The sequence below is a fragment of the Nocardia niigatensis NBRC 100131 genome (assembly GCF_000308655.1).
Lineage (GTDB): Bacteria > Actinomycetota > Actinomycetes > Mycobacteriales > Mycobacteriaceae > Nocardia > Nocardia niigatensis.
This window is the reverse complement of the sequence record NZ_BAGC01000012.1, coordinates 1-12,428: the sequence shown is the minus strand read 5'-3', so window position 1 is coordinate 12,428 and position 12,428 is coordinate 1. Positions and strand designations below refer to the sequence as shown.

The window sequence follows — 12,428 nt, the reverse complement described above, 5'->3', positions numbered from 1 at the left end:
AAGCCCCCTCGACACCGCGGCAGCCCTGCCGAGGGACCGGAGGCGGCCCCGAGCCGAAACTCGGAACCGCCTCCGGGACTTACGAACTCGCCGAGAACGTCAGCGCAGGATCTGACGCGACATGACGACGCGCTGGATCTGGTTGGTGCCCTCATAGATCTGGGTGATCTTGGCGTCGCGCATCATGCGCTCGACCGGGAAGTCGGTGGTGTAGCCGGCGCCACCGAAGAGCTGGACCGCGTTGGTGGTGACCTCCATGGCCACATCCGAGGCGAAACACTTGGCGGCCGCGGAGATGAAGCCCAGGTTCTTCTCGCCACGCTCGGCGCGGGCGGCCGAGGTGTAGACCATGAGGCGGGCGGCCTCGATCTTCATGGCCATGTCGGCCAGCATGAACTCGGTGTTCTGGAAGGACGCGATGGTCTTGCCGAACTGCTTGCGGTCCTTGGTGTAGGCGATCGCGGCGTCGAGGGCGCCCTGCGCGATACCGACGGCCTGCGCACCGATGGTCGGGCGGGTGTGGTCCAGGGTCTGCAGCGCGGTCTTGAAACCGGTGCCGGGCTCACCGACGATGCGGTCGCCGGGGACCTTGCAGTTCTCGAAGTACAGCTCGGCGGTCGGGGAACCCTTGATGCCCAGCTTGTGCTCCAGCGGGCCGACCACGAAGCCCTCGTCGTCCTTGTGGACCATGAACGAGGAGATGCCGTTGGCGCCCTTGTCGGGGTCGGTGACGGCCATGACGGTGTACCAGTCGGAGCGGCCGCCGTTGGTGATCCAGCACTTGGAGCCGTTGATGATCCAGCCGTCGCCGTCCTGGCGGGCGCGGGTGCGCATGGAGGCGGCGTCGGAGCCGGCCTCACGCTCGGACAGCGCGTAGGAGGCCATCTTGCCCGCGACGATGTCGGCGAGCACCTTGGTCTTGAGCTCCTCGGAACCGTTCAGGATCAGGCCCATGGTGCCGAGCTTGTTCACGGCCGGGATGAGCGAGGAGGAACCGCAGACGCGGGCCACCTCCTCGATCACGATGCAGGTGGCGACCGAGTCGGCGCCCTGGCCGCCGTAGGCCTCGGGCACGTGGACGGCGTTGAAACCGGCCGCGTTGAGGGCGGTCAGCGCCTCCTCGGGGAAGCGGGCGTTGCCGTCCACATCCTTCGCGTACGGGGCGATCTCCTTCTCGGACAGGCCGCGGATGGCCTCGCGCAGTTCGTGGTGGAAGTCCTCGAGCTGGAACAGGTTGAAATCGGGGTTGCCCGCCATGGGGTGCTCTCCTGGTCGTCGGGGGATCGCCGGTGGTTGTCCAGCATCGCCAACATGTACGGCACTCAGTGCCATTCGAAATTAAGTATACGCCGCGATATCCCGATCACGTGCGGGTACTTGCTCACCAATCTGTGGCACGCAGTGTCATTTATGCCACTGGGGACAGCTCACAGCGTATCCAGCCGACGAGCCAGCAGGTCAGCGACCTGCCGGGGCGGGAGATCCCGGGGGAACACCGCCACCACCATCTGGTCCGAGCCCGGCGCGGCTTCGCGCGCGACGCCTCCGCGTGGAATCGTCGCCAGCGCCGACCGCAGATCCTCGGGACTCGCCGCCGACTCGCCGCGCACCATGCGCCGCAGCAGATAGTTGTGCGTCGCCGTCACCGCGGCGGTGAACTGCACCAGCGCCAGATCGGAACTGTCCGGCGACCGCCGGCGCAGAAAATCGGTGAACAACCGCTCGTACCGGAAGACCGTCACGATCTCACGCTCCCGCAGCGTCGGCACCTGCCGCACCACCCCGTAGCGCCGGGCCGCGATCTCGCGCCACTGCGTGAACCGCTCGAACACCTCGACCACGGCCTCGCACACGGCCTCCCACGGATCCCCCACCGCGGCATCCAGGAAGGCCCGCGCCTGCGTCAGCTGCGACTCGTGATCGGCGAAGACCACGTCCTCCTTGGACCGGAACTGCCGGAAGAAGGTCCGCCGCGAAATCCCCGCGGCCTCCGCGATCTCGTCGACCGTCGTTGCCTCGTAACCCTTTTCGGCGAACAGCCGTAATGCCTGATCCACCACGGTGAGACGGCGCTGGGTGGAATCCGTGTCGGCGCGCGGCCGCGCGGGCTGGTCGGTAGGCATCCGCCAACGGTAGCGACCCCGGCGGACCGTTCCGCACGCCACGGCCGACGGCGCGCGGAAACGGGGTGAGGTCGGTTCGGGAAGACGGGCGCGTCAGCCCAGGAGTTTGGTGCGCAGCGTCTCGTCCTTCTCCAGGACCATCTGCTCCAGGCCCGCCTGGAAACGTTCCATGCGAGAACGCAATTCGGGGTCGGCGGCGGCCAGGATGCGAACCGCCAGCAGGCCTGCGTTGCGGGCGCCGCCGATGGAGACCGTGGCCACCGGGACGCCGGCGGGCATCTGGACGATCGACAGCAGCGAGTCCATGCCGTCCAGATACTTCAGCGGCACCGGGACGCCGATGACCGGGAGCGGGGTCGCGGAGGCGACCATGCCGGGCAGATGGGCCGCGCCGCCCGCGCCCGCGATGATGACCTTGATGCCGCGGCCGGCCGCGTTCTTCGCGTAGTCCAGCATGCGCTGCGGGGTGCGGTGCGCGGAGACCACGCCGACCTCGAAGCGAATGCCGAACTCGGCCAGGGCTTCCGCGGCCGCCTCCATGGTGGGCCAGTCGGAGTCCGACCCCATGATGAGGCCAACCTGCGCGGTGTCAGTCATGGTGCGGATCCCATCCGTCGGTCCAGATCGCGTGCGACATCCAGTACGCCGCCCGCTCGGCTTTCTCCCGGGTCTCGGCGATGTCGTCGCCGAGGATGTTGATGTGGCCGATCTTGCGGTCGGGGCGCTCGCCCTTGCCGTAGAGGTGCACCTTGGCCTCGGGGATCCGGGCCGAAAGATGGTGCAGCCGTTCGTCCATGGACATCGCGGGGGCCTCCGCCGCGCCCAGGATATTGGCCATGACGGTGACCGGGGCCAGCGGCTTGGTGCTGCCGAGCGGGTAGTCCAGGACCGCGCGCAGGTGCTGCTCGAACTGGCCGGTGCAGGCGCCGTCCATGCCCCAGTGGCCGGAGTTGTGCGGGCGCATGGCCAGCTCGTTGACCAGCAGGTCGCCGTCGTGGGTCTCGAACAGCTCCACGGCCATGGCGCCGGTCACGCCGAGCTCCGCGGCCAGGCGCAGGGCCAGCGCCTCGGCCTCGGTGGCCCTGGCCTCGCTCAGGTTCTGCGCGGGCGCGATGACCACCGCGCACTGGCCGTTGCGCTGCACGGTCTCGACCACCGGCCAGGCGGCCGCCTGGCCGAACGGGGAGCGCGCGACCATGGCCGACAGCTCCCGCTTCAGATCCACCTTGGCCTCGGCCATCAGCGAGACCCCGTGGGCCAGCTGGTCCTCGATGATCGGCGCGGCCTCGGCGGCGTCGGCGGGCATCCACACGCCGCGGCCGTCATAGCCGCCGCGGACCGCCTTCAGCACGAACGGCCAGCCGTGCTCGTCGGCGAAATTCACGGCGTCGGCGACCGAGGTCACCTCGGTGTAGGCCGGGATCGGCACGCCCAGTTCGGCCAGCTTGCGGCGCATCAGCAGCTTGTCCTGGGCGAAGATCAGCGCCTGCGGCGGCGGCTGCACGTTCACGCCCTCGGCGATCAGCGCCTCCAGGTGCGCGGTCGGCACGTGCTCATGATCGAAGGTCAGCGCGTAGGAGCCGACGGCGGCCTTGCGCAGCGCGGCCAGATCGTCGTGGCTGCCGAGCACCACCTCCGGCGTCACCTGGGCGGCCGGATCGTCGGGGCGCTCGGCGAGGACGCGCAGCCGCTGGCCCAGCGCGATGGCCGCCTGATGGGTCATGCGCGCGAGCTGGCCACCGCCGATCATGGTGACGGTGGGCATCGCGGAGGAATCGAAGGAACGGGCGCTCACGCTGCACTATGTTGTCATGGCATCCACCGGTGCCCGACCCGCGGGTCACCCGACAGGTATATGCCCCAATTTGTACCGGCCGGACACAGCGTGGACGAGCGACGTAGACTCGGCCCGTGTCATTTGTCGACAAAGTGGTCAACCGCCTGCCCACACCCCTGCGGGCCCTCGCGGATCGCCATTACGAACTGATCAAGTTCGCGATAGTCGGTGCGACCACGTTCGTCATCGACCTGGGCATTTTCTACGTCCTGAAATGGACGATCATGGACACCAAGCCGACCGTGGCCCGCATCATGTCGGGCACCATCGCGGTCATCGTGTCCTACATCCTCAACCGGGAATGGACCTTCGACAAGCGCGGTGGACGCGAGAAGCACCACGAAGCGCTGTTGTTCTTCCTGGTCAGCGGGATCGGCGTCGGACTCGCCGCGCTGCCGCTGTGGGTGTCGAGCTACGTGTTCGACCTCCGGCAGCCCAATGTGAGTTTCACCGTCGAGAACATCGCCGACTTCTTCAGCGCCTTCATCATCGGCAACCTACTGCAAATGGCATTCCGGTTCTACGCCATGAAGAAGTGGGTCTTTCCGGACGAAATGCAGGAACTGCAGAACGAATTCGAGGATCTCGTCAGCGAGAACGAGGAGCAGCTGGGCCACAGCTGAGAGTGACGGTGAGGCGGACGCCGCCCGCCGGATTTTCCTCGATTGTCGCGGTTCCGCCGTGTAAGCGGGATTGCCGAGCCACCGGGGCCAGACCCAGGCCACTGCCCGGCGTCGTACTCGCCCGATAACGGATAGCGGGTCAGCGCGGCTCGGTGCCGACCGCGATCGGCCGCGACGCCACCCCCGAGGAGCCGAGGAACACGGCGAACAGGGCGGGCCGGCGGCGCTGCAGTTCCAGTCGCCCGCCGTCGGCTTCGATCAGCGCGCGGGCCAGCGCCAGCCCGACGCCGGTGGAGCCCGCCGCGGAGAAGCCGCGGTCGAAGATGTGCGGCGCCAGCTCGTCTCGCACGCCGTCGCCCTCGTCGGCGACCTCGACGACCACCAGCGGCTCGCGGTCGTCCATGCGGCCCGCCACCGTGCGCACCGACACCGTGCAGGTGCCGCCGCCGTGCATGAGGGCATTGTCGACCAGCACCGCGACGGCCTCGCGCAACCGCGAACCCGTCACGGGCGCTTTGAGAGTCGGGTCGCCGAGCAGCACCAGCTTGCGCCCGGCCTCGGCGAACGGATGCCGCCATTCCGCGACGACACTGCGCAATTCGGCCACCACGGGCAGCGGATCGCGTTCGGCCGCGCCCTCGTCACGGGAGGCGCGCACCAGTTCGTCGATGGCGTCGGTGAGCCGATCCACCTGTGCCATGGCCTCTTCCGCCTCGTGCACCACCGCCGGGTCGGCGTGCGCGGACAGTTCGTCCAGGCGCAGGCGCACGGCGGTGAGCCGGCTGCGCAGCTGATGCGACACATCGGCCACCAGGGCGTGCTCGCGCTGCAGCCGGCCGGCGATTTCCACTGTCGCCGAGTCCAAGACGTCGGAGACGCGGTCCAGCTCGGTGATGCCGTGGCGGCGCGGATCGGCGCGGAAGTCGCCCATGGCCAGCCGCGCCGCGCGGGCCGCCACATCCCGCAGCGGGTCGGCCACCCGGCGCGCGGTCACCACCGCCACCGCGATCCCCGCGCCCAGCGAGATGAGCACCAGGCCGAGCACCGCGCCCAGCGCCTGCCGCTGCATGGAATGCATTGGGGCCGAGGGCACTTCCAGCCGTAGCGAGCCGTCGGTGCCCATGGACCAGGACTCCGAGAGCGGATCGCGCACCGTGTCAGCGCCGATGTCGACCCGTTTGTTGGGTTCGGTCGGCGTGGGATAGATGATGGTCAGCTTGCCGTTGGCCGGGATCAGCAGCCGCACCGCCTTGACGTCCAGATCGCCGTACACCACACCGTCGCGTTCCTGCCGCGTCACCTCCTCGGAGATGCCGTTGAGGCGGTTGCGCAGTTCGTTGCGGTTGATGTCCTCGACCCACTTCCAGGCCGTGAACGCCAGCGGCACACCGAGAACCAGGGTGGTGAGGGTCAGAGCGGCCACCATCGACAGCAGAATTCTGCGTCTCATCGTCGAGATGCCTCGCTTCGCCGGGCTTTCGGGGTTCGGACGCGCGCGGAACAGCACAACACAAACGATTTCGAACTGAGCGGCTAGTCGGTGTTGAACCGGAAGCCTACGCCGCGCACCGTCACGATGCGCCGCTCCGCCACCGGGCCCTCGTCGCCGATCTTGCGGCGCAACCACGACATGTGCATATCCAGAGTCTTGGAGCCGCGCAGATCGGCGTCACCCCACACTTCGCGCAGGATCATCTCGCGCGAGACCACCTGCCCGGCCCGGTCGATGAGCACCTTCAGCAGCTCGTACTCCTTGTTCGCGAGATTCACCTCGACGCCGTTCACCAGCACCCGGCGCGCGGCCGGCTCCAGCCGGATGCCACCCACCTCCACGGCCTCGTCGCCGATTCCACTGCGGCGCAACAGCGCCCGCACCCGGGCCAGCAACTCGGCCAGCCGGAAGGGCTTACCCACATAGTCGTCCGCGCCGGCGTCCAGGCCGACCACGAAGTCCACCTCGTCGGTGCGCGCGGTGAGCATCAGCACGGCCAGCTCGGCGCCGCGCGCCCGCACCTGACGGCACACCTCGAGACCGTCCATGCCGGGTAGGCCGAGATCCAGGATGAGCAGGTCGTGGCCGCCCTCGAGGGCCCGTTCGAGCACGGCGGGACCATAGCTCTCCACGGTCACCGAATAGCCTTCCCGGCCCAGCGCCCGCGACAGCGGGGCGGCGATGGCCTCGTCATCCTCGGCCAGCAGTACTGCGGTCACGGCACCAGACTACGGGTACGCCCCGGCGGATCAGTAGAAGCCGCCGCCGTTCGGATTCTTCTGCACCACATCGAAGACCTGGTGATAGAGCAGCGCGTGCACCTGCTGCACATGCGGAATGTCGTCGTACTCCAGCGGATCCTCCGACGACGAGCCGATGATCAGCGTGCCGGTACCCAGCATGCGGTCGAACAACCCATGGCGGAACTGCACATTCGAGATCCGGTTCATCGGAATGTCGATCCCCGTATGGGTGAGCACGCCCTGCCGGATCAGCACCCGCCGATCGGTCACGATGAAATGCGTCGACTTCCACCGGATCAGCGGTGCGACGCTGCGCCACAGCACGATCCCCAGCCACAGCGCCAGAATGCCGAGCAGTAGAACGGTCTGGAGGGTGTCGTGGGTATTACGCGCGGTCACACCCGCGGCGAATCCGGCCAACGCGGTGATCAGGATGAAAGTCACAGCGGGCCAGAACAACATCTTCCAATGCGGATGGCGGTGCAGCAGCAGCACCTCTTCGGCCGCCAACGCCTCCTCCGGATAACCCATGCCGAAACCCTATCGCGGCCAGATGTCGGAATGCCGCACAGCAGCCTGCGGGCCGGGGCACAATCGTGCGGTTACCGATACCATCGGCAGGCACGAGTTGCCTTACTTCCTAGTTGTACCGCGCAAGACCTTCGTGGTTTCCGAGCAAGACCTGTTCAGGCTCTACCCGGTGTGCAAGACACAGGAGGCGTGTGTGACCCGCGAGTTGACGCAGTTCCAGATACTTTCCGAGCTCGAACCCGTCGCCGAGGCGAATCTGAATCGGCATCTGTCGATGGCCAAGGAATGGCACCCCCACGATTACGTGCCGTGGGACCAGGGCCGCAATTTCGCCGCCATGGGCGGCGAGGACTGGCATCCCTCGCAGTCGCGGCTGTCCGAGGTCGCCAAGATCGCGATGATCACCAATCTGCTCACCGAGGACAACCTGCCCTCCTACCACCGCGAGATCGCCGAGAACTTCTCCCAGGACGGCGCCTGGGGCGCCTGGGTGGGCCGCTGGACCGCCGAGGAGAACCGGCACGGCATCGTCATGCGGGACTACCTGGTGGTCACCCGCGGCGTGGATCCGGTGGCGCTGGAACAGGCCCGCATGATCCACATGACCAATGGCGTGCAGTCGCCGGAGAACTGGGGCGGCTTTCTGGAGAACGTCGCGTACGTGACGTTCCAGGAGCTGGCCACCCGTGTCTCGCACCGCAATACCGGCCGGGTCTGCGACGACCCGATCGCCGACCGCATGCTGCAGCGCATCGCCGCCGACGAGAACCTGCACATGATCTTCTACCGCAGCCTGTGCGGCGCGGGCCTGGACCTGGTCCCCGATCAGGCGGTCGAGAGCATCACCAGGGTGCTCACCAATTTCGTCATGCCCGGCCACGGCATGCCGAACTTCCGCCGCAACGGCGTCATGATGGCCAAACACGGCATCTACGACCTGCGCCAGCACCTCGAGGAAGTCGTCGGCCCGGTGCTGAAGAATTGGAATATCTTCGAGCGCAACGACTTCGGGCCGCGCGGCGAGCAGGCGCGCGAGACCCTGGCCGCTTATCTGGACAAGCTCGGCAAGGATGTCGTCAAGTTCGAAGAGCAACGCGACCGCATGCTCGCCCGGGAAGCCGCCCGCGGCGAATTGCAGTCGGTCTGACGCGGACGCGCGTCGTGCGCGATTGAAATAAAGTCCGGTTCGCTATGGTGTCCCCCAGTGTGACGAGAGGAAATCCGTTGGGGGATGGCTACCTGGGCCGATACCGCCTCGACGAACTGCTCGGCAGCGGCGGGTCGGCGGAAGTGTGGCGTGCGCACGACACCGTGGCGGATCGCACCGTGGCGCTCAAAATGCTGGCGCCCGTACTGACCGCCGATCCCGAATACCGGCAGCGCTTCGAACGGGAGGCCCGAGCCGCCTCCCTCTTGCACGGACCCCACGTGGTCCCGGTGCACAGCTACGGCGAACTCGAGGGCCGGCTGTACATCGATTCCGAATTCGTGGACGGCCTCGACATCGAGGCCCTGCTCGAATGGGAGGGTCCGATGGCCGCGGACGCGGCCGTCGAGCTCATCTCGCAGGTCGCCTCCGCCCTTGACGACGCCCACGCCGCCGGGCTCATCCACCGCGACGTCAAACCCCAGAACATCATCGTCGCCCCCGACGACGTCGCCTACCTCATCGACTTCGGCACCGCCCTGCAGGACGGCCAGAGCCCGATCACCCAGACCGGCATGCTGATCGGCACCCCCGCCTACATGGCGCCGGAACGCTTCGAGGGCGCCGTCACGGCACGCTCCGACATCTACTCGCTGGGCTGCGTGCTCTACGAATGTCTCACCGGCCAAAGGCCTTTCCGGGTCCGCAATCCGGCACAGCTCATGCGCGCCCACCTCGAACTCGCACCCAAACCGCCGTCCACCATCGACGCGACCGTACCGGCCGCACTCGACGCGGTCGTGCTGCGCGCCCTGGCCAAGAAACCCGGCGAACGCTATTCCACCGCAGGCGAATTCGCCGCCGCCGCGCAGGCCGCTCTCGCCGCGCCCGCGGTCCAGCCCGAGCCCGGGACGCAGGCGACCGTGGCCATCCCCAACCCAGCCCTCACCGATGCCCGCACCACCGCCATCCCGCACCCGGTGCCCGCCGCGGCAACCCCATCCGAGCCGGAGACACGGACGGTCGCGCTGTCCAAGACCACCGATCTGGGCCTGGGCCGCTGGACCGGACGGCGGCGGCTCGCCACCGCGGGCTTCGCGGGCGCCGCCATCGTGCTCGCGATCGGCGCGGCAACGTTCACCAGCTGGGCCGCGGACGCGCACCCCGAGCAGCGCGCCCGAACCTCGGCCGTACCGACCACGAAAGTGATTGTCCGAGAAACGATCCCGACGACCACCGAGCAGCCGAGCGACACATCACCGACTCCCGAGGCCCCCGCGGCCGAACCCGTGGCGCCGCCGCCGGATGACACGCTGGCCCCCGCCGGACCACCGGCAATCGGCATTCCGAGCGCCCCGTGGCAACCCGATCCCGACTTCACCATCCCGGGTCTGTCGATTCCGGGCATCCCGAGCCCGGGTTCGGGTCCCGGCGGCGGCACTCGGCCCGGCGGCAACAATCATCGCGGACAGCACGGGCAGTACAGCCAGTAACGGCCTGCCGGATCAGTATTCGGCGCGCAGGTGGGTGACGTCGCCCGCGGACACAGCACGATCACCGATCAGCAGGCGGCCGTATTCGTCTATGCCCGTGGCGATTCCGGTGAGAACCTCACCGCCGGGTAGCTCCGCGCGGACCTGTGCGCCGAGCGTGGCGCAGCGTTCCCGGTAGGCGGCCGACAGCTCGGCGATATCCCAGCCGGACGCCTCCCACGCGGTGAAGCGCCGCGCGAACTCGCGCAGCATCGCCTGCGCCAGCACCGTGCGATCGATTTCCGGCACACCGGCCAGCAGCAGCGACGTGCCGTGCGGGACAGGCAGTTCGGCCTCGGTGAGCGACACGTTCAGCCCCACCCCGACCACCACCGCCGGGTCCGTGCCCGCCGCCGCGATCTCGGCCAGGATCCCGGCCAGCTTGCGGCCGTCCACCAGCACGTCATTGGGCCACTTGAGCACGGCCTTCACCCCGGCCACCGCGCGCACCGCGTCCACCACGGCCACGCCGGTCAGCAGCGGCAGCCAGCCCAGCACGGCCGGATCGATACCGCGCACCCGCACCAGCAGCGACATGGCGATCTGCGCCCGCTCGGGGCTCACCCACCGCCGGTCGTGGCGGCCGCGGCCGTGCTCCTGCGACTCCGCGATCAGCACCAGCCGATCAGCACTCGAATCCGCGGCCCGCGCAACCAGATCCGCATTGGTCGACCCGGTCGACTCCACCACCTCGACGGCCGAGAAGAAACCCAGCTCGGGCACCTCGGCAACACTCCGGCCCAGCACGTCAGCATTCAGCGGCGACCTGTCCATATCCGGCACGCTACTCCCCCGCCCGGCCGGGGACGGAAACGACAAGGGGCGGGTCCGGATCGGACCCGCCCCTGATGCGCCCGGAGCACTATCGTGCCGCGGAACCCGCCTGCAACAGGCCGGCGAGAGCCTCGAACAGGCTGGTGAGCGCGTGTTCGGAGATGTCCTCGTGCGCATCGCCGGTCGCGTCGGACTCCTCCGCGCCCGGCATCTCCGCATACTCGGAGGCGGCGGCGTCCCCCGTCGTGTCGTCGCCGCCTCCGGTGCGGCAGTCACCGTCGAGCGGAGCGGTGCGCCCGTCTTCGGTCGCGCCGTCCCCGTCCCCCGTCTCACTGAAATCCGGATCGGTCACTGTCGGCTCCGGGTCACGGAACCGCCACGCGGTGAACGATGCCGCCGCTGCCCGATCTGCTTGGTGTGCACTCCAGCTCCACATAACCGCCTCCCCAGGTCGTCGGTTTCGGATGCGACTCCAGAGTGACCCACGACCGGGGCCCGGCACGACCGATTTTTTCGGGTCCGGATGGCATTACGGCTGGCAGAGGCGGACTTTCAGGGTCCAGATCCGTGTCCGGACCGGACAGGGGAGGCAATCCGGCGGGCCGGATTCAGGCGTCGACCGGGTCCAGGCCGAGGGCGCCCGCGGTGAATCGGCGCACGGTCACCAGACCGTCCGCCAGCGCGGCGTCGTATCCCGTACGCGCCCAGCCGGTCACGGTCGCGGTGCCGTCGGCATTGGGCCGGACACCGATCTCGGCGACCATCTCCGCGGTGGTCGGGATGCACACCGCCCACGAGAAGTGGGTCTCCTCGGCCCATTCGGCGCTGCGCCGGGCCACATAGCCGGCCTCGGTGATGCCGCCGTCGGCGAGGGCCGGCCGGTCGTCGATGCGCTCGTCGGCGCGCAGGGCGCGCAGATACCAACTGCCCGCATTGATTTCGATGGGTTCCATCAGTCCTCCGATCCCCGATCCAGCCGCCGCTGCCGCCGGCGATCCCGGCGGTCCGGCCGCCGGCCCGGATTGCGCCCGCCGTACAGCACCGCGCCCGCCAGCGGAATCAACAGGAACATCCACCACTGGTGGGTGACGAAGAACAGGATCAGCGCGACGATCGGGACGACGGGCATCACCCGGTCGCGCCAGTGCGCGCCGAACCGCGACTCCCGTTGCGCCGGAACGCTCTTCTCCGCGACCGGCTCCGGCAGATCGGTGAACACCCGCTCGATGTCCCCGCGCGTCAGCGCCGCGGCCACGACACCGCTGCGCTCGTCGAACTCCGCCACGCTGAGCCGTCCCGCCGCGAAATGATCCGACAACCGCTTCATCGCGTCCTCACGCTCGGCGGTTCCGATACGAATCTCGGGTGGTTCAGCCATGCCACGACATTAGCGCGAGTGGCCGCTCACCTGCAGGTGAGCGGCCACTCGGCGAATCATGTTGCGTTACTTGATTTCGGCGAGCACGGTGCCCTGGGTGATGGCGGCGCCCGCCTCCACCGCGAGCCCGGTGATGACACCGGCCTTGTGGGCGGTGACCGGGTTCTCCATCTTCATGGCCTCGAGCACCACCACCAGGTCGCCCGCCTCGACGGACTGACCCTCTTCGACGGCGACCTTCACGACTG

The 12,428-nt window shown here is 68.6% G+C and carries 15 protein-coding genes; 3 read left to right on the top strand and 12 right to left on the bottom strand.

Features of this window, described 5'->3' with window-relative positions; translation table 11 throughout:
• Positions 1-99 precede the first annotated feature (99 nt).
• From ON33_RS05450 to ON33_RS05435, 4 genes are all read right to left on the bottom strand, one after another.
• The gene (locus tag ON33_RS05450) at positions 100-1,257 is read right to left on the bottom strand and encodes an acyl-CoA dehydrogenase (protein ID WP_040855914.1); all 1,158 of its coding nucleotides are present in this window, start codon (positions 1,255-1,257) and stop codon (positions 100-102) included.
• Between the two features lie 170 nt (positions 1,258-1,427).
• A complete protein-coding gene (locus ON33_RS05445; protein WP_040855911.1) occupies positions 1,428-2,123 on the bottom strand; it encodes a TetR family transcriptional regulator in 696 nt (231 codons plus the stop codon).
• A 93-nt stretch (positions 2,124-2,216) separates the two neighbouring features.
• The gene (gene purE / locus ON33_RS05440) at positions 2,217-2,720 is read right to left on the bottom strand and encodes a 5-(carboxyamino)imidazole ribonucleotide mutase (RefSeq protein WP_040855909.1); all 504 of its coding nucleotides are present in this window, start codon (positions 2,718-2,720) and stop codon (positions 2,217-2,219) included.
• On the bottom strand, positions 2,713-3,918 hold the full coding sequence (locus ON33_RS05435) for a 5-(carboxyamino)imidazole ribonucleotide synthase (RefSeq protein WP_051151675.1): 1,206 nt from the start codon (positions 3,916-3,918) through the stop codon (positions 2,713-2,715). Before ON33_RS05435 ends, purE begins: the two co-directional genes overlap by 8 nt.
• Positions 3,919-4,034: 116 nt before the next feature.
• Here ON33_RS05435 and ON33_RS05430 point away from each other — a divergent pair, with 116 nt between their 5' ends.
• A complete protein-coding gene (locus tag ON33_RS05430; protein ID WP_040855903.1) occupies positions 4,035-4,583 on the top strand; it encodes a GtrA family protein in 549 nt (182 codons plus the stop codon).
• Positions 4,584-4,722: 139 nt separating this feature from the next.
• Here ON33_RS05430 and ON33_RS05425 read toward each other — a convergent pair whose 3' ends face one another.
• From ON33_RS05425 to ON33_RS05415, 3 genes are all read right to left on the bottom strand, one after another.
• Positions 4,723-6,033 (bottom strand): sensor histidine kinase, encoded by a 1,311-nt coding sequence (locus tag ON33_RS05425; protein WP_040855999.1) that lies wholly within the window; start codon positions 6,031-6,033, stop codon positions 4,723-4,725.
• Between the two features lie 83 nt (positions 6,034-6,116).
• A complete protein-coding gene (locus ON33_RS05420) occupies positions 6,117-6,794 on the bottom strand; it encodes a response regulator transcription factor (RefSeq protein WP_040855899.1) in 678 nt (225 codons plus the stop codon).
• 30 nt (positions 6,795-6,824) lie between these two features.
• Positions 6,825-7,349 (bottom strand): PH domain-containing protein, encoded by a 525-nt coding sequence (locus ON33_RS05415; protein ID WP_040855896.1) that lies wholly within the window; start codon positions 7,347-7,349, stop codon positions 6,825-6,827.
• A 193-nt stretch (positions 7,350-7,542) separates the two neighbouring features.
• Between ON33_RS05415 and ON33_RS05410 the strand changes: the two genes are divergently transcribed.
• The gene (locus ON33_RS05410; protein WP_040855997.1) at positions 7,543-8,496 is read left to right on the top strand and encodes an acyl-ACP desaturase; all 954 of its coding nucleotides are present in this window, start codon (positions 7,543-7,545) and stop codon (positions 8,494-8,496) included.
• A 59-nt stretch (positions 8,497-8,555) separates the two neighbouring features.
• A complete protein-coding gene (locus ON33_RS05405) occupies positions 8,556-9,989 on the top strand; it encodes a serine/threonine-protein kinase (RefSeq protein WP_169336779.1) in 1,434 nt (477 codons plus the stop codon).
• A 12-nt stretch (positions 9,990-10,001) separates the two neighbouring features.
• Here ON33_RS05405 and ON33_RS05400 read toward each other — a convergent pair whose 3' ends face one another.
• The 5 genes from ON33_RS05400 to ON33_RS05380 all read right to left on the bottom strand — a co-directional run.
• On the bottom strand, positions 10,002-10,802 hold the full coding sequence (locus ON33_RS05400) for a biotin--[acetyl-CoA-carboxylase] ligase (protein WP_040855895.1): 801 nt from the start codon (positions 10,800-10,802) through the stop codon (positions 10,002-10,004).
• 88 nt (positions 10,803-10,890) lie between these two features.
• A complete protein-coding gene (locus tag ON33_RS05395) occupies positions 10,891-11,154 on the bottom strand; it encodes a hypothetical protein (RefSeq protein WP_040855892.1) in 264 nt (87 codons plus the stop codon).
• A gap of 256 nt (positions 11,155-11,410) precedes the next feature.
• A complete protein-coding gene (locus tag ON33_RS05390) occupies positions 11,411-11,755 on the bottom strand; it encodes a hypothetical protein (RefSeq protein ID WP_040855889.1) in 345 nt (114 codons plus the stop codon).
• On the bottom strand, positions 11,755-12,180 hold the full coding sequence (locus ON33_RS05385) for a DUF1707 SHOCT-like domain-containing protein (protein WP_040855886.1): 426 nt from the start codon (positions 12,178-12,180) through the stop codon (positions 11,755-11,757). Before ON33_RS05385 ends, ON33_RS05390 begins: the two co-directional genes overlap by 1 nt.
• Positions 12,181-12,246: 66 nt before the next feature.
• Positions 12,247-12,428 (bottom strand): biotin/lipoyl-containing protein (locus ON33_RS05380; protein WP_040855884.1); only part of this gene is annotated, 182 nt, incomplete at its 5' end.